A 17,082-nucleotide genomic window follows, 5' to 3' on the forward strand; every position below is an offset into this window, starting at 1 on the left:
AAATCTCGAAAGTCATTATACACTTCCTTGTCACTGCTGAAATTTTAGATTTTGGACTAAAAGTAAACGTTTAATTTTTACCAACGTTACTTTTGTTGGATGTTTATCTAAAATCCAAAATCCAAAATCCAAAATTTTACTAGGCTTCTGCGTTTATGAATGGCAATAAAGCGACAATGCGAGCGCGTTTAATTGCTGATGTTAATTGGCGTTGTTGCTGGCAAGTTAATCCAGTAATACGTCTGGGTAGGATCTTACCACGCTCTGTGATAAATTTACGTAGTAAATCAACATCTTTATAATCAATTGGTTCTCCTGGCTTAATAGGCGACAGGCGACGACGATAGTAGCTCATCTTTACTTGATTTCCTTGTGAACAGTGTGTTTGTTACAGTGGCGACAGAACTTTTTCAGTTCTAAACGGGCGGTGGTGTTCCGGCGGTTCTTGGTGCTGGTATAGCGGGAAACGCCTGGAGAACGTTTGTCTGGGTTGGTTCGACACTCGGTGCATTCTAGTGTCACTATTAGGCGGGCACCTTTACTCTTAGCCATAATTTTACAAACAGTAAAGCCGGGAGAGAATTTAACACAAATGACTATCTTCTCACATTTCGCTGCACTTTTTCAACTAACCGCTGAATTTTTAAATCTAGGGAGTAGCCGCGCTGGGAAGAAACGATGATAGTCCTAGCATAACGATCATGGAAGGCCTGTCGCATTTTAGCATTTGACAAGGCTGCACCACAGTCAATTACTAGGGGTAGTAAGAACAGTATGGCTGTAGGATTAGCAATGATGTTGCTCAAACCTATGGATGCTAACAGGGTATTAAAGCAAATAATTCCTTCTCGTTGCAACAATGCTGAAAGTTGAGGAATTCTGCTGACTATCTGCCCATTTTCTATTGCTAACACTTTTAAGTCAACTGCCCAACGACCTAAACTTTGACCTTGGTTGTTAACAACAATTACAACACGTAAAATCAACCAAGCTAGTATAAAAACAAATATTTGGACGAATTGAATACCGATTTTACTACTTCCCAGTAGGGAGCTAACTAGCCATATACCAAGAAAATCTATACCTAGTGCTATACAGCGACGGGTAATTGTCCCTTTGGGATAGTGTTTTTGGGGTGTTTTAATTATACTCATTTAAAGTATACAAAACTATCATCATTAATTATGTTGTCAGTCCGAGATGCAGAAGCTACTATTTTAAATTCCGTAAAACCGCTGGATAACCAGCTAGATGTAGAATTCATTGATTTGCTGATGGCGAATAATCGTATTTTAGCAACTCCAGTTACTAGCTCTGTTAATTTTCCCCATTGGGATAATTCGGCGATGGATGGTTATGCTGTGCGTTATGCAGATGTACATCAAGCTAGGTCTGATAAACCTGTGGTTTTGGAAATTGTGGCAGAAATTCCCGCTGGTTATCAACCCCAGATTACTATTAAACCTGGACAAGCCGCGCGTATTTTTACAGGTGCTGTGATGCCTGCTGGTGCGGATACTGTGGTGATGCAGGAAAAAACTCACCGTCAAGATAACCGGGTTTTGATTTTTATTGCCCCTCAACCTCGTGAGTTTGTTAGACGTAAGGGTGATTTTTATCAAGCAGGTACGGAACTTTTGCCCGGTGGTATTGTGTTAACGGCTGGGGAAATTGCGGTGTTAGCTGGGGCGGGTAGGGAACAGGTAGGGGTTTTCCGTCGTCCTAAAGTAGCAATTTTTTCTAGTGGTGATGAGTTGGTGATGCCGGAACAGTTACTTAAACCAGGTCAAATTGTTGATTCTAATCAGTTTGCTTTGGCGACTTTGATGCGGGAGTTGGGGGCTGAGGTGTTATTGCTGGGTATTGTTGAGGATGATCCTGAAGCTTTAACAGAAATTATAGATTATGCGATCGCCAATGCGGATATTGTCATTTCTACAGGTGGTGTATCTGTTGGTGATTATGACTACATAGGTAAAACTTTGGCATCTTTGGGTGGAAAGGTTCATTTTCAATCTGTGCAGATGCGTCCGGGTAAACCCTTAACTTTTGCAACTTTTCCTAATTCTTTATACTTTGGCTTACCTGGAAATCCTGTGTCTGCCCTGGTAACTTGTTGGCGGTTTGTCAAACCTGCAATTAGAAGAATGGCGGGACTTGCCCAAGGTTGGGGCGGAAAATTTATCAGGGTGCGATCGCACTCTCAACTACAATCTCATGGTAAAATGGAAACTTATATATGTGGAAATTTACACCTAGTCAATGGTGTTTACCAATTTCATAAAGCTCAGGGTAATGACAGTTCCGGTAATTTAATAAATTTAGTCCAGACTAACGCTTTAGCAGTTCTTCCTGTCGGTCAAACGTTGGTTTCTCCCGGTGAGGAAGTTGTGGTATTGCAACCATAGGCAGAATATCAAGGAGGGGAGAACGGCCGTTCTCCCGTACAGGAGTCAGAGATAAAGAAGTAATATCTGATTCTCCCACTCACCCCCTCACCCACTCTCCCCTTGCCAAATTAGTATAATTGTACTATAATAGATTCATCGCCTCCAAGCTGTAAACCACATCTGGAAGATGGATGAATCCTATGATGAAACACTATATTCTCAGTCTTAATCCTACAGCCAAGCATGAATGGGATCGTTGTATTTTACGAGATCCTCTCACTGCAAAACGTCCAGACATAGCAAAATTAATTGCTGAAGCAGTAGGAGAGAATACAGGTAGTTATTTAGTCAGTGTAAATATTGAAGTCAAGGTATTAGAAGAAGCTGCAACACAGCAAACTGAACAAATTTCACTACCCTTCCCAGAAATGAATATTCCTTCACAAATACGGGAAGCAGCGTAAACAACGGGAGTCAGGAGGGGCGAACGGCCGTTCGCCCGTACAGGAGTCAAAAGGTAAATATTTCTCCCCCTCTCCCCGTTACCTATCACTTGGTAATTTCTGTAATAATTCCTGGGTTAATTGAGTAAATGCCTTAGCACCAGCAGAACCAGGACTCATTAAAGCCACAGGCATAAAACTATCAACAGCCCTAGCTACATTGACATCTACAGGAATTTGTGACTGACAAATAGTTTCTACACCAAAATCTTCGACAACACGGTGCATTACTTGTTTATAATATCTGCCAGTTAATAAATTAGTATTGCACATACTAAAGACAATTCCTAACATTTTAGTATTGATTTTCGCTTCATGTTCATGACTATCTTTTAACTTAGCAATACGTCTTTCTAATAATTGAATTCCCACTACAGATAAAGGTTCTGGTTTAGCAGGAAGAACGTAAAAATCGCTAGTAGCCAAAGCACTACGAGTCATGAGATTATAACCAGGAGCGCAGTCTAAAAGAATAAAATCATATTTTTCCCGTACTGGTTTTAAAATATCTCTAATTAAGACTCTTTCAAAACGATTCCAGATAGTTTCAAAATCATTTTCTTCTAATGCTACAGCTTGATTATGCAGCATTTCAGAAACAACAAATTCATCATATAAATCTATATCTCCTGGTAGTAAATCTAATCCTGGGAGTTTACATAATTGAGATTCAATAATGTCGTGAATTTGTAATTCAGGATTTGGTTCTGGGTTAATAACTTCATCTATTAAATATCTAAAAGTTTTTCTTTGTTTACGACGTTTGGCAAATTCTAGAGGTGACATTAAACTCAGTGTGGCACTAATTTGACTATCTAAGTCCAGAACCAATACCTTTTTACCGTGATTTTTGGCTAAACAAGTCGCCAGGTTAACAGTGAGGGTAGTTTTACCGACTCCACCCTTCATGTTTGCAGTTGCAATTACATATCCCATTTTGATTTCCTTTGCTGACGCATTCCCATTTTGGTAGCGTACATATTATCTAATAGATTTTCACTTTGGTTAATTTATTCTTTGGGAAGATGGGGAAAATGTGTTTGTTAGTATTTTTTGTAGTTTAGGTGATTATATGTCCAAATTTTTGGATAAGTTGGGAATATTGAGTGTTTTTACGTAATTGAACAACCACGGTTTTAACATCACTGATATGCAGTAATTATTGTGAATATTTTCCGTATAAATACTAATTTTATTGACTTTTTTCTACAAAACTTTAAGTAAACTTTATAATTTCAAATACTCATGCTATGACATAATTATTCGTATATTTAAATTCTCATAATGATTATTGTTTCTTAGAGGTAGAATACCTTGCTTTTTAATCCTGCACTGTGTCGTAATGAAAGCGAAGTAGAAAGTAAACTGATAGTTCAATATTTGCTACCACATTTAGGTTATACACCGGATACATGGCATCAAGAAGTAGCTGTTGGTAGTATTCGCTTAGATTTTTTGGCATTTTCAGCACAAGCTGTACCTTTTGTGTTAGATGCTAATTCACCGTTAAGTGTAGTAATGGAGGCAAAGCACCCTAAGCAAAATTTAGATCATCACATTTTCCGATTAAGGCATTATTTAACGAGTTTAAATGTGCGTTATGGGTTGTTAACTAATGGTAAGGAGATCAGAATATATGAAAAGTATGATGATCAAATTATCTTAGTTTTTCAATGTAATGGTGATGAAGTTGAGGAGAAGATTGAGGAAATTAGGGGGTTAGTTGGTAGGGAGAGTTTGAAGAATAGAGAGTTTAAAGAAAGGTTAGAAGTACAAGTATCAAAGTTAGAATCTAATAAGGAGCATTCTATGAAGACTATTGCAATTTATCACAATAAAGGTGGAGTGGGGAAAACAACCGTTGCAGTTAATTTAGCAGCAGCTTTGAGTCATAAAGGTAAAAAAGTTTTATTAATTGATATAGACTCTCAGGCTAATACAACTTTTGCCACAGGTTTGATCAAGTTCCAATTTGAAGAAGATGATGATTTAAGAGATAAAAATATTTATCATCTACTAGAATCCGCAGAACATGACTTTATTCCTGACATCGCTCGGAAATCAAATTATTTCAATAATCCAGAATTTGAAGTAATTCCAGCACATATTATTTTAGTAGAAAAACAAGAGCGTTTGAATAAACTAGCGAAAACTAGACTCAGATTAATGAAAAAGTTAGAAAACGTAGAAAATGAATATGATATCGTTATTATAGACACCCCACCCTCCAGAGATGTATATGCAGAAGTTGCTTTAATAACAGCAGATTATCTAATAATTCCTTCTGATTTAAAACCATTCGCTAATCAAGGTTTACCCACAGTCAAAAACTTTATAAATGAGCAAATTCAAGAATATAGAGAAGTTTTTGGTAAAGAACCTTTAAATATACTGGGAGTTTTACCTTCTAAAATTTCCACTAATAGTAGATTTCTGCAATATACATTTCCAAGACAAAGAGATATAATTCCTGAAAAATATGATTTACCTTTAATGGAGTCAGTGATTTATGACAGAAGTGTACTTTCAGAGTGTTTGAATAAAACTATAACCATTGGAGAACTAGAATATCCTGATCCAAAGTCGGTAATTAAATATGCAGAAGAAGTCAAATCTAGCGCTCAAAAATCAGCATTAGAATTTGAAATTTTAGCTAATGAAGTTTTACAAAAAATAGGAGTTCAAGTATAATGCGTTTTTACTTAGTAGATGTTAAAGATATCGTATCTGATTTTCCTCGTTCAAATTTTGATGAAGTTGAATTACAAAAAATTGCAGAACTGATTATAGAAAGTGGTGGACTTATTAAACCATTAGTTCTTAAACAATCAGGAGCAGAAAGTTATACAGTAATTGAAGGACATTTAGAGTATTATGCTGCTGTCACAGCAAAAGAAAAAAATCCACGTCAATGTGAAACAGTAAATGCGTTTGTTATTTCATCAAAAATTGAGGATTTAGTTTTAAAGCAAGTTGCAGCTATTACAGGAATTAATGATATTAATCAACCTCCAATAATTGCACATGACAAAATTAATGTAGATTCATCCCGTCTTAATAATTTAGAATTAAGATTGGAAAAGTTTATGACTGAGTTAAAATTAGAAATTACGAAAGAAAGACAGAAAGTTGACGATCAATTTAAGGAATTGATTAGTAAAATTAGGGAGAACCCAGATAAAAAAGAAGTATCTCAGCATAAAGATCCTCTGAAATTACTCAACACTCTAACGCAACAGGAATTATACTCGAAATTAAAGAATTATCGAGTTCATCGTTATGAAGCTTTAGCTAAAGCTATTGTAGAAGCAAGGAATAAAAAACAAAATCAAGAATTTGAAGATTATCGAGATGTACTGAGTTCTGTTAAAGGATTAGGTGATAAAGGAATGATAACCATAATTGATGAGTTTTCAAAAAATTAACTCTCTTTCTTCTCTTCCTTTGCTCCTTTGCGTCTACCCTGCGGGATCTCCTAACGGAGATTGCGCGAAATAAACCACGTATTTGGAGCAAAAACCAATCACTTTCTCGGAAACAAAGTCACTAACTGAGAAGAAAGATGAGCTTTAGGATAAATAATTTTCATCTTATTTTCCCAACATAATTGTTGAATTAAACCATCAAGTTGCACTTCACTAAATTGTGGAAAAATACAACCCACATTTTTTAATAAAACCTGTCTACTCAAACAAGACTGTGTAATCACTAAATTAAAAATATAATCCTTTGCATCTTTCAATTCTGTATGTTTTTTCATTGGGTTGAACGTATTTAAATCACCACTACTATCATCATTTTTACTAATAACATCTGTTTTTTTTACTATTCCTAAATCTTGTAATAAAGAACAATTATCTAAAATTTTCGTCGCAACTATTAGAGATTGTAAATTCTTTAAACTAATAATTTTACTACCAACTACTAAATCTCCTTCTCGTGCAGTTCTTACTAAACTATGATAGGTAGCTAAGTAATGCACAGAATGTAAATCAGGAATAATATAACAATGTTTAGAATTAACAAAAATATCCTTGTAAACTTTATATCCCTTACTTTGAGAATCACCTAAAGATTGTGAACGAATTAGATGTAATTTTAAAGATGGATTTTTTTCTAAAATTTTTCTACAAGCTTCCATTACATAAAAAAAACTTTCTAAATTAGGATCTTCTGTCCAAATAACTCCAATATTTTTATTCTTTAATTTATAAACAAGAGAATAACTAGCATACTTACTTCTAATAAATAGGGAAGTGCTAACTTCTTGCATTTGCAATGCTAATAAAACAGCTTGTAAATCCTGAATTAATTCTGTGGATGATAATTGATTAATACGTGTAATTTGTTGTTGGATTCGGGAAAATTCTTCATACCATCTAACTTTAAAATAGGAAATAATTTCTAATTTATCTTGAGTTTCTTTATAAAAAGTAAAAGTAGTTGCTTTATCATCTTTTACCAACCATTCTTTATAAGCTTTAAATAAATCTCTACCACAGATAATTACATCTCTAAAATTAATTCTGCCAATGGGAAAGACTTTTTCTAAAACTTGACGATTTAAGGGATATAGGGAAGAACTAGGGAGAGAATTAGCTTGTCTGTGTATGGAGTCTAATCTAGAACCTAAAATTAGTTCTGCTTGAGCTAAACTTATATCTTTTAATTCTATTTTTTGATTAATATCACCTTGATATAATGGTTGAATTTGATCTTTATATTCCTCCCAACGATTACTACAAATGCTAATAATCATCATGTAATTATTATTATCTTCTCGGATTTTAGCATTTACTTGAAGTAAAGCATCTAAATCTAATGATCCATTTGGTAAACGAGCAATACTTTCTATTTGATTGAAACAGAGTATTATGGGTTGAATTTCACAGCTAATTATACCGAAATTAGTTAATATCTCCCTTGCTGCTGTTTCTGTATTGATAGATTTTTCTACTCCTAAACTTTGAAGAGATTCTGCTGTTAAATCTTCTCCACGCAGATACTGACAGCTTAAATCATATAATTCTGGATTGATTAATTCATACAAAATTCCAAAAAAGTCATCTGAATTATAAATGTTAACTTTTTTATATTTCTCTTTTAGTCTATTAATAAATTTTTGCTTTTCAGTTCGGAAGAAACCTAATATAGTATCTTTTTCTTCCTTGACTTTCAATAGATGTAATAATAATGGCGATGGTTGGTTATTATTTTGACGTTTTACTAAACTATCAACTGTATAACGTAAAATTCTACGCCAAATACTATCCCGTTTAGCAAAGGGAGGAATGTTAACAAAACAAGCTTTATGACTTAATTGATTTTTTAGTCTAGTTAATAAATAAGTTTTACCACAACCACTATTTCCCGTAATTAGTACAGTACGTGTAATATGATCTTGTGAAATTTGACTTAATAATATTTCAATTTTGATGAATGTTTCTTGATGAAGATAAGTAATATTTGATTCTGAATTACTGTTATTAACAACATGAGAACAGTAAACATTATCAAAAGGGTTGACATTCATCAAAATAATATCGTCAATAGATTGCATGGGAATTTTCTCCTACCTTGCGTTGTCTTGATGAGAGAAGTAGATACTATAGATATTAGCCACCCGATACTTTTTTAGTTTATTGTCAGATTAAGGATTGATTATATTTACTGAAAATTTATAGTTAACATTCAACTATAAATTCTTTGCTGTTTGGGAAATATTTTTCACACAAAGAGTATTAAAATACAGAATACATCTTTGATCCTAATATTAACGTGAACTTAACAAATCATCAAGCCCTAGCCAGTTATATTTTAAACACCAGCTTTCCGTACCTGTTCAGTATAATCTTGAGGACGAAGTTGACGAAAAACCTGCAAAGCAAAGTTTCTTAAATTCATTGGCAAATAGGATAGAATGAAACCCATTAACATTTTCTTATCTCTCCCCAAAACCTGACTTGATGCTTGTAAAAATTTTCTACCTTCTATGGTATTACCGTTTTCAATTAATCTTAATGCTAGAACTTGTTGAGTGACTGCTAATTTATGATGTCGCTGTTTTTCTAATTCTTGATCAGGAAATCTATAACTATCAATACAGAAAACTTTGGCTTTTAAAAAATGCAGATTTTGTCTTAAACTGGTTTGTCCACCATGAAAGCGATATTCCATTAAAAATTCTGGTAAAAAATATCCTTGTTTACCCGCAATAGCTAACCTCACTAACAAATCAAAATCCTCACATCCATCAGCTTCTGGACGCATAAAATCAACTTCTAATAAACAATTTCGGCGAAATAAAGTAGAACCAACTTGTAGACTTTGCTGGATAAATGTTTCTCGCATTAAATCGGGAATGATACCTTTTAATTTATCCTTTCCCCATTTAATTGAATTCTCTTGAGTAGCAGATTCAACTCTCTGATTATTTTGATTAATAATCCAATGATTTGTACACACAAAATCTATATTTGATTCTGCATCTAAAACCGCTACAGTTTTTTCTAAAAATTCTGGTGTGATTGCATCATCATCATCAAATTTAATGAAATAATCCCCTGTAGCAACTTCAAAACCAGAACGCATATTCCGACTACGTCCACCATTTACAGGTTGTCTAATATAACGAATGCGCGGATCATTGCACTGACTAACTATCTCCGCAGTGTTATCTGTCGAACCATCATCACAGATAATTAGTTCAAAATTTGTATAAGTTTGAGATAATACACTATTAACTGCATAAGGAAGTATATTCTCTCGGTTATAAGTGGGAATACAAACACTAACTTTAGGCATAGGATCTAAACATTTACTAATTAAAATATGTACGAAAAATCTGAATAGCTATTACTGAATCAATTAATTAACTAGCAAGAGTGCAAACACTTAGAGATTTTATTTCACTAATTTTTACCCAGAATCACAACCCATTTTAGTATATTATGTTATTGTTTAGCCAGTAAAATACTAGACATTACTGATAAATTTACTACATTTTATATGAATATTTTAATGTTGTCCTCCACCTTTCCCTATCCACCAACTAGGGGGGGAACGCAAGTCAGAACCTTTAATTTACTCAAATACCTTAGTCAAAATCATCATATTACCCTTGTGACTCAACGAGAGTCTGATGTTACAGATGCAGAAATAGCAGGTTTAAGAGAATGTGTAAATCAGTTAGTTGTATTTGATCGTCCTCCAGAACAAGTTACATCCGTAGGAACACTGAAGAAAATCCAGAGACTAGGTACTTTTTTAGTAACTGGTACACCTCCCAGTGTTCTTAATCGTTATTCTATAGAAATGCAAACATGGGTTGACAATTTTGTTAAATCGGGTAAATGTGATGTAGTTACTTGTGAACATAGTGTTAACGAAATTTACATTCGTCCTGAATTTAAAACCCATGTAAAAACTATGGTTAATGTTCATAGTTCTGTCTATGGAACTTGTTTAAATCAGTTAGCAACTGGTACATCAGAAAATCGGTTACGAGATAAAATTAATTTGCCTTTATTGCGCCGCTATGAACGAAATTATTGTTCTAAGTTTAGCAATATTGTAGTTACTACACCAGAGGATAAAGTCCAACTCAAACAATTTAATCAAACCGCCGAAATAGCCGTTATTCCTAATGGTGTAGACTTAGTTTCCTTTCCCATTCGTCCTCAAGATCCAAGAGGACATCGGATTGTTTTTATTGGAGCAATGGACAATTTAGCTAATATTGATTCGGTCTGTTTTTTTAGTAATCAAGTATTACCTAAAATCCAAAAAATCTATCCTGACACAACCTTTGATATTGTTGGTTCTCGTCCCGCTTCAGAGGTTTTAGCACTGGGTGGAAAAAACGGCATTAATGTGACTGGACGCGTCCCCTCCATGGCAGAATACTTACATCAATCTACTCTTTGTGTAGTACCAATGCGGACAGGTTTCGGGATTAAAAATAAAACTTTAGAAGCAATGGCCGCAGGTATTCCTGTAGTGGGGAGCGATCGCGGTTTAGAAGGATTAGATGTAGACGGTCTCAACACACCACTACGAGCATTGAGAGCAAATCAACCCGCTGAATATATAGATGCTATTTCTAGACTATTTGAACAACCAGAACTGAGGTATAAACTTTCTGTTAATGCTCGACAAATGATTGAAACTCAATTTACCTGGGAAATAGCCGGTCATCATTATGAGCAAATTTGCTTAGGATCAAAGTTATTATTATAACATTTATAAATTATCATCATCCAGCTTAAAGGAGTTTACCGCGATGAGTAATTACATCCATTGTCCTCGGAATAAAGTTACACCCCACTTCAATTCTGAGCAAATTCAGGAAACTAACCTCTGTGATTTTTGCTGGGATGAATACTGCTTTTGTTGGTCAGAATACTGCATGAACGAATGGTATAAAATGCAAACTCAGCATAGTCAGCAAAACGACAACAAAAAATCTAGCGATCGCTACTTGTAACCATAAACGTTGCCATAATACATTTATACGAGCCATCCATTCTTACAGTATGTGACATTTTATAATCTGGACTATGTGGGTTAATTTAATTAACCCACAGATAATATAATTCTTAAAATGGGTACTTAAATATTAACCCATGAGTATTTAGTTAAGGTTAAACTATCAGCTAATTGACTCATCTAAATAAAATAACTAAATAAAAGAGATTTCAACTTTTTTACCTAGTGTAGCAACTTCTTACTCATGGATAAAATCATTAAATTTTTACTTTTAAATATAGATTTCTATTGAGCTTGAAAAACCTTGAAGATAATTGCATATCTGCAAAATTTTAAATCAGGAAATTTAATGACAATGAGCATAGAAATATTATTCCAAAAATCAGAAATATTACATAAATATTTATCTGATCTATACCAAACTGCTCATATACTACCCTGGATTCCTGATAATTTAGTACCGCAGGCGTTTAAAGAATTGTACACCACATCACAATTACTGCAAATAGCCGCTGAGGAAATATATCAGCAAAATGAAGAACTCATAAAAACGCGCAACTTATTAGAAATAGAATATCAAAAATACCAAAACTTATTTGAATTTGCACCAATTGCTTATATTTTAACTAATCAACAAGGTATCATTAAAACTGCCAACCAAACCACATCACAATTACTCAACATACCTATAAACTTTCTAGTTGGTAAACCCATAATTAACTTTATCCCACAAGAACAACACCACAACTTTTATAGTCAACTTGTAGAGATATCTAAATCCGCAGAAATCAAAGAAATATTATTACCCATCCAACCACGTTATGATCATTGTTTTGATGCTTGTTTAAAAGTTAAATCTGTCATTAATAATCAGGATAGATATCAGACTTTATACTGGCTAATACAAAGAATCTATCCCCATCAATCAGTAGAAATGAAACCTATTCAAAACCTCACTGATTTAGAAAATAATTTTTCCATACATAAATATACTAAAGGAGAAAATATTCCCCTACATCCCCAATCAATTTGGTATGTAAAACAGGGTTTAGTTAAACTGAATACATTTTCAGAAACAGGCCAGGAAATCATTACCAGATTAGCCACAACAGAGATGATTTTTGGATCTATGATGACATCCTTACAGCTTTATCAAGCTACAGCCTTAGTTGATGTAGAGTTAGTATCTATTCATATCAAACAACTAAATATTTTTCCCTCTTTGAAAGAGATGATCTTAGATAAAATTGAACAGGGATTACAACAGGCAGAATATTTTTTATTTATTGCTGGTCAGCGAAAATTAGAAACTAGATTAATCTATTTATTAGAACTGTTAAAACAGCTAATTGGTGAACCTGTAGCAGCAGGAACACGTCTTACCTTTCATCTCACCCATGAAGATATTGCTAATATCTGCGGTACAAGTAGAGTCACAATTACACGTTTAATAGGTAAGCTTCAACAACAAGGTGTAATTTGCATTGATCATAAAAAGCATATTATTTATAAGCATAAAAAATAGACGACAGAAGTTAAGAAGCAAAAGGATAGCAGTAGACACTGAAAGGCTTTTAACACTGCCATCTATGATAAATCTTCTTCCTCTTCCTTCTTACGTATAAATAAGAACAGGGGCGTTCCTCAACGCCCCATCTATGCAATCAAAATCAACCGTCTGCCAAAATAATTTCAGGTTTTGGCAATTTGGCAGACGTAATTTTTTAATTTCCGTTTTAATGGAGATATCAAAATCAAAAACGGGATAGAACGTTCCAGGGGAAGGATGGCAGCCAACCCTTAGAACTCAACTAAAACCCTCTTGCCAGTTGTTGATGAAGCACTGTACAACTACCCTATTTGTTGTAGCAGCCTATTAACTCTGTAAAAGCTTCATAGCAACTGGCTAGATATCTCATAATACATATATAAATCTTTCAACAGTTCATCCATACTGTGGTTGAGCATTTTTTGATTTGTCATTAGCAGTGTAAAAAAAAATTTATTCTTCATTAGCTTCTAATCGCGCAGCATTTTGGAAATGATTTGATCTGCTTGTAATCTTTGATAAGTTAAGCGGATCAGACTTGCACTATCAAATAAACCCAGAACATAGCACGCGAAACCCAAAGCATCGAATAACATCAAAGCAGTAACACCTTCTTTCGGCAGAGATATAATAAACTCCGTTATACCAGGCGCACTGGTATCTACTGGCATAGTGGCCATTAAAAAACGTAGACAATCGGCTGATACAATTGTTCCTTCTAATTCTTTACTGTCAGTTGCTAGACGAACGATACCAGTCAAGATTTGGTTTGGTGTGATTCCTTCTTCTATGAGGAGGACAAATAAAGATGCCAGACTATCGGGAGTATGTTTATCGAGCTTGATATTCATCGTATTTACATATTTACGTGTAACAATAAACTCAAATTTTTTTGCAAATCCGGAAAATTAATTCAACTTTTTTTTTCGCTGCAACATGAAAAAATAGATACAATAGCCTCCGTATTTACTCACTTACGGAGGTTCAAAAATCTAGGCAAATTAGGTCTCCAGTTATCTCATTTAGGTTATTTATTTACGATTCTTAGTCGCTTTTATAACTAATAGAATTTACGTAATTAATCTCTCAAATTCTATTTGCTACACAGGACTACACTTCTGCCAAATACACAGTAACACTAACTCCGAGATAACTTTTTGCACCCTAAACTTAACCTTCACCAAAACTTTTTGGGTTTACGGAAATTTCTTTAATAATAAATCACAAAGCAACATCTAGGCTGTGATCTGAGTCTCTTTAATTATCTTTATTTTGTGATCTTGGTGTTCGGTTATATTTTTCAACCAAATCAGCAAATAATAGAGTAGAAAAAAAATAGTATTTTTACTCAGTCTAGAAAATTTTGAGGTGGAATGTGCATCAAAGAATTAAATCAGGTTTATTTGCGGCTATATTTATATTCAGTTTATTAACTATAGTTATTGTTTCTATACCTTTAAAAACTATCAAAGCGGAAATTATTACTACTCAAAAACAAAAAACAGAGTTAAGGGGAGTATGGTTAACAAATATTGACAGCGATGTTTTATTTGATCGCGATCGCTTGCAAAAATCTTTAAAACAATTACATGACTTCAACTTTAATACTGTTTATCCCACCGTATGGAACTGGGGTTATACACTTTATCCTAGTCAAGTTGCGGGTAAAGCCATTGGTAAATCCTTAGATCCCACTCCAGGATTACAAGGAAGAGATATGCTCAAAGAAATTGTTACTCAAGGACATCAACAAGGTTTAAAAGTTATTCCTTGGTTTGAATTTGGTTTTATGGCTCCTGCTGATTCACTCTTAGCCAAAAATCATCCCCAATGGCTAACCAATCGCAGTGATGGGACTCAAATTGTCAAAGAAGGAATACATGAGCGCGTGTGGTTAAGTCCTTTTCGTCCCGATGTACAGAAATTTATCCAAAATTTAATTGTCGAAATAGTTAAAAACTATGACATTGATGGAATTCAATTTGATGATCATTTTGGCTTACCATCAGAATTAGGTTATGACCCCTATACAGTAGCTCTTTATAAATTAGAACATCGAGGTCAAGCACCTTCTGAAAATCCCAAAGATCCAGAATGGGTAAAATGGCGGGCTGATAAAATTACCAAATTCATGAAACAGGTATTTTTGGCGATTAAAGCTGATAAAAAAGATTGTCTAGTTTCCGTTGCTCCTAATCCCCAAAGATTTTCCTATGAATATTATTTAGCAGACTGGCAGAAATGGGAAAGAATGGGATTAGTAGAAGATTTGGTTTTGCAGATTTATAGAAATGATTTAAATGTCTTCATCCAAGAATTAGAATACCCGGAAGTAATAGCAGCAAGGAAACATATACCTGTCAGCATTGGGATTTTGAGTGGGTTAAAAAATCGCTCAGTTCCCATACAGCAGATTAAAACCCAAGTCCAAACAGTACGCGATCGCCAATTTGCCGGTGTTTCCTTCTTCTTTTATGAAACTCTGTGGAACATCAGCGAAGAAAAAGCCCCACAACGTCAAGCTGGCTGGCAACAACTTTTCCCCAAACCAACCACCTATCCTAACTTACTCACAGGATGGAAAGGTGATTGGTAATTGGGTTATTAATCCTCCCCAACTCCCCATCACCCCATCATCCTATTCCCAACCTACCAGCTAAAGAAGGTGTGAGGGGTAAAAGAGTGCTAATCATTAAAAACAGAGCCAAAAGACCTAAAGCCGCTCTAGCATCGTCGGGTTCAGTAATTTCATTTAAACTGGGGCGTTCTGCATCCCGTTGTAGAAAGAAAATCACAATTGCCCAATAAAAAGCCAGAGTATTACCTAGAGACACTACAGCCAGCACAACTAAAGTAGCAATTGTTGCCCTTCTAGCAGTTTTGCGTCCGTAAATTGATTGAACAATGCGTCCACCATCTAATTGTCCAGCTGGCATTAAATTTAAGGCTGTAATTACTAATCCTAACCAACCAATAATTACCAGAGGATGGAGACTGACTAAAGGCTGTTGTAGAGCAGAACCGAGAACTACACGCGCCAAACTGCCGACTAAAATTGAACCTTGGAAAAAGGTATTAGGTAATTGGAATAAACTCCCAGGGTGGGAAAGTAGCAACCCTGTCACTAACATAATTAAAGAGACAATACCCCCAAAAGCAGGCCCCGCTAAAGCAATATCAAATAACGCCTTACGGTTAGGTAATAAAGACTGAAAGCGGGTAATTGCCCCAAATGAACCAATTTGTACAGCGGGAAGGAAAAAAGGCCAAGTTAGTTTGACTTGGTATTTTCTTGCTGACCACCAATGACCAATTTCATGAATGATCAAAATTGTAAATATTCCTAAGCCAATGGGTAAAGCTTCAGAAATTCTCGATGGTTCGGCAAATAGATCAAAATTCAGTAATAAACCAGCCGCTTCTAAATTGGTAGCGATAGTTGCGACTAAGAGGATGACAGCAAAAACCTTTTGTGATAATTGCATTTGACGCGGATCAGTGCGACTGGGTAAAACAATCATCACTGGTTTATCTTCTGTGTTTTCCACCAAAAACAGACGATATTTATCACCTAAGCGTTCTTGTAAACTTTTGGTGAGCCGATTGTGAACTTCCTCTGGTTCTCCCCGTAAGTTACCTCTAAAAATTACTCCCTCTTGATAGGGAATGGTTTCTGTGGCAAAAAATGTATCAATACCGAAAATACCTCTAATGCTGCTTAAATCTTCTTCTGGTATTGTGATTGACTCCGATTTTACTGCTGCTACCACTGCGGGTTGGTCATTTTCTGGAGTTTTCGCAGCTTCTGATGCTTCCTGTGCCAGTCTTTGGTTTGCTCGTTGTTGGAGAATGGCATCTTGGCCTGCTTGGCGTAATTGTCTACCTAAGACAATGTATATTCCTGCTGACAGCACTAACAATAACAATACACCTGCTATATTGATATAAATTCCAGCGGCAAACAGGCCGAAAAATACTAGCCAAGGGGTCATTAATACTACAGACTGCAACCAGGCTAGGATGCCCAGTTTACCAAAAGGTCTGGCGCGATAAAAGCCCCAACCTAAAATGGAGAAAGCGACTAGGACGACAGCCGCAATTATCGGAGTTTCTGATGAAGTTAACATCGCTCAACCTTTGCTATTGACACTAA

16 protein-coding genes are annotated in these 17,082 nt (G+C 34.9%); 7 read left to right on the forward strand and 9 right to left on the reverse strand.

What is annotated here, in order from left to right:
• Positions 1-139 precede the first annotated feature (139 nt).
• Genes rpsR through WJM97_RS02475 form a run of 3 tightly spaced genes read right to left on the reverse strand, consistent with a single transcriptional unit; the run spans position 140 to position 1,154 of the window.
• Positions 140-355 (reverse strand): 30S ribosomal protein S18, encoded by a 216-nt coding sequence (gene rpsR, locus WJM97_RS02465; protein ID WP_353931474.1) that lies wholly within the window; start codon positions 353-355, stop codon positions 140-142.
• 2 nt (positions 356-357) lie between these two features.
• On the reverse strand, positions 358-552 hold the full coding sequence (gene rpmG / locus WJM97_RS02470; protein ID WP_353931475.1) for a 50S ribosomal protein L33: 195 nt from the start codon (positions 550-552) through the stop codon (positions 358-360).
• 44 nt (positions 553-596) lie between these two features.
• A complete protein-coding gene (locus tag WJM97_RS02475) occupies positions 597-1,154 on the reverse strand; it encodes an RDD family protein (RefSeq protein WP_353931476.1) in 558 nt (185 codons plus the stop codon).
• Between the two features lie 30 nt (positions 1,155-1,184).
• On the opposite strand from WJM97_RS02475, the gene glp reads away from it, so the two are divergent.
• Both glp and WJM97_RS02485 read left to right on the forward strand, forming a co-directional pair.
• The gene (gene glp / locus WJM97_RS02480) at positions 1,185-2,408 is read left to right on the forward strand and encodes a gephyrin-like molybdotransferase Glp (protein WP_353931477.1); all 1,224 of its coding nucleotides are present in this window, start codon (positions 1,185-1,187) and stop codon (positions 2,406-2,408) included.
• A gap of 182 nt (positions 2,409-2,590) precedes the next feature.
• Entirely contained in the window at positions 2,591-2,854 is a 264-nt protein-coding gene (locus tag WJM97_RS02485) for a hypothetical protein (protein ID WP_353931478.1), read from the forward strand.
• Between the two features lie 78 nt (positions 2,855-2,932).
• Here WJM97_RS02485 and WJM97_RS02490 read toward each other — a convergent pair whose 3' ends face one another.
• Entirely contained in the window at positions 2,933-3,829 is an 897-nt protein-coding gene (locus WJM97_RS02490; protein WP_353931479.1) for a ParA family protein, read from the reverse strand.
• A 378-nt stretch (positions 3,830-4,207) separates the two neighbouring features.
• Here WJM97_RS02490 and WJM97_RS02495 point away from each other — a divergent pair, with 378 nt between their 5' ends.
• Positions 4,208-5,584 (forward strand): AAA family ATPase, encoded by a 1,377-nt coding sequence (locus WJM97_RS02495; protein ID WP_353931480.1) that lies wholly within the window; start codon positions 4,208-4,210, stop codon positions 5,582-5,584.
• Positions 5,584-6,318 (forward strand): chromosome partitioning protein ParB, encoded by a 735-nt coding sequence (locus WJM97_RS02500; protein ID WP_353931481.1) that lies wholly within the window; start codon positions 5,584-5,586, stop codon positions 6,316-6,318. Before WJM97_RS02495 ends, WJM97_RS02500 begins: the two co-directional genes overlap by 1 nt.
• A 98-nt stretch (positions 6,319-6,416) precedes the next feature.
• On the opposite strand, the gene WJM97_RS02505 is transcribed toward WJM97_RS02500, so the two are convergent.
• A complete protein-coding gene (locus WJM97_RS02505; RefSeq protein WP_353931482.1) occupies positions 6,417-8,453 on the reverse strand; it encodes an ATP-binding protein in 2,037 nt (678 codons plus the stop codon).
• Between the two features lie 257 nt (positions 8,454-8,710).
• The gene (locus WJM97_RS02510) at positions 8,711-9,697 is read right to left on the reverse strand and encodes a glycosyltransferase family 2 protein (RefSeq protein WP_353931483.1); all 987 of its coding nucleotides are present in this window, start codon (positions 9,695-9,697) and stop codon (positions 8,711-8,713) included.
• Between the two features lie 204 nt (positions 9,698-9,901).
• Between WJM97_RS02510 and WJM97_RS02515 the strand changes: the two genes are divergently transcribed.
• Entirely contained in the window at positions 9,902-11,131 is a 1,230-nt protein-coding gene (locus tag WJM97_RS02515) for a glycosyltransferase family 4 protein (RefSeq protein WP_353931484.1), read from the forward strand.
• A gap of 157 nt (positions 11,132-11,288) precedes the next feature.
• Here WJM97_RS02515 and WJM97_RS02520 read toward each other — a convergent pair whose 3' ends face one another.
• On the reverse strand, positions 11,289-11,414 hold the full coding sequence (locus tag WJM97_RS02520) for a hypothetical protein (RefSeq protein ID WP_353931485.1): 126 nt from the start codon (positions 11,412-11,414) through the stop codon (positions 11,289-11,291).
• Between the two features lie 321 nt (positions 11,415-11,735).
• Between WJM97_RS02520 and WJM97_RS02525 the strand changes: the two genes are divergently transcribed.
• Positions 11,736-12,905, forward strand: coding sequence for a helix-turn-helix domain-containing protein (locus WJM97_RS02525; protein WP_353931486.1), 1,170 nt, complete (start codon positions 11,736-11,738; stop codon positions 12,903-12,905).
• Positions 12,906-13,399: 494 nt separating this feature from the next.
• Here the strand turns inward: WJM97_RS02525 and WJM97_RS02530 are convergent, their stop codons facing one another.
• Positions 13,400-13,780, reverse strand: a complete 381-nt coding sequence (locus WJM97_RS02530) for a hypothetical protein (protein WP_353931487.1) — start codon at positions 13,778-13,780, stop codon at positions 13,400-13,402.
• 524 nt (positions 13,781-14,304) lie between these two features.
• Here WJM97_RS02530 and WJM97_RS02535 point away from each other — a divergent pair.
• Entirely contained in the window at positions 14,305-15,525 is a 1,221-nt protein-coding gene (locus WJM97_RS02535; protein ID WP_353931488.1) for a glycoside hydrolase family 10 protein, read from the forward strand.
• A gap of 37 nt (positions 15,526-15,562) precedes the next feature.
• On the opposite strand, the gene WJM97_RS02540 is transcribed toward WJM97_RS02535, so the two are convergent.
• The gene (locus tag WJM97_RS02540) at positions 15,563-17,056 is read right to left on the reverse strand and encodes a site-2 protease family protein (protein WP_353931489.1); all 1,494 of its coding nucleotides are present in this window, start codon (positions 17,054-17,056) and stop codon (positions 15,563-15,565) included.
• Positions 17,057-17,082 lie beyond the last annotated feature (26 nt).

It is taken from the genome of Okeanomitos corallinicola TIOX110, from assembly GCF_038050375.1.
GTDB classification, from domain to species: Bacteria; Cyanobacteriota; Cyanobacteriia; order Cyanobacteriales; family Nostocaceae; genus Okeanomitos; species Okeanomitos corallinicola.

Coding starts and splice junctions, on each gene's coding strand:
- WJM97_RS02500 (WP_353931481.1), top strand. CDS start 5,584: ATGCGTTTTTACTTAGTAGATGTTAAAGATATCGTATCTGATTTTCCT.
- WJM97_RS02510 (WP_353931483.1), bottom strand. CDS start 9,697: ATGCCTAAAGTTAGTGTTTGTATTCCCACTTATAACCGAGAGAATATA.
- WJM97_RS02485 (WP_353931478.1), top strand. CDS start 2,591: ATGATGAAACACTATATTCTCAGTCTTAATCCTACAGCCAAGCATGAA.
- WJM97_RS02505 (WP_353931482.1), bottom strand. CDS start 8,453: ATGCAATCTATTGACGATATTATTTTGATGAATGTCAACCCTTTTGAT.
- WJM97_RS02515 (WP_353931484.1), top strand. CDS start 9,902: ATGAATATTTTAATGTTGTCCTCCACCTTTCCCTATCCACCAACTAGG.
- WJM97_RS02540 (WP_353931489.1), bottom strand. CDS start 17,056: ATGTTAACTTCATCAGAAACTCCGATAATTGCGGCTGTCGTCCTAGTC.
- glp (WP_353931477.1), top strand. CDS start 1,185: ATGTTGTCAGTCCGAGATGCAGAAGCTACTATTTTAAATTCCGTAAAA.
- WJM97_RS02520 (WP_353931485.1), bottom strand. CDS start 11,414: ATGGCTCGTATAAATGTATTATGGCAACGTTTATGGTTACAAGTAGCG.
- WJM97_RS02490 (WP_353931479.1), bottom strand. CDS start 3,829: ATGGGATATGTAATTGCAACTGCAAACATGAAGGGTGGAGTCGGTAAA.
- rpsR (WP_353931474.1), bottom strand. CDS start 355: ATGAGCTACTATCGTCGTCGCCTGTCGCCTATTAAGCCAGGAGAACCA.
- WJM97_RS02475 (WP_353931476.1), bottom strand. CDS start 1,154: ATGAGTATAATTAAAACACCCCAAAAACACTATCCCAAAGGGACAATT.
- WJM97_RS02525 (WP_353931486.1), top strand. CDS start 11,736: ATGAGCATAGAAATATTATTCCAAAAATCAGAAATATTACATAAATAT.
- WJM97_RS02530 (WP_353931487.1), bottom strand. CDS start 13,780: ATGAATATCAAGCTCGATAAACATACTCCCGATAGTCTGGCATCTTTA.
- rpmG (WP_353931475.1), bottom strand. CDS start 552: ATGGCTAAGAGTAAAGGTGCCCGCCTAATAGTGACACTAGAATGCACC.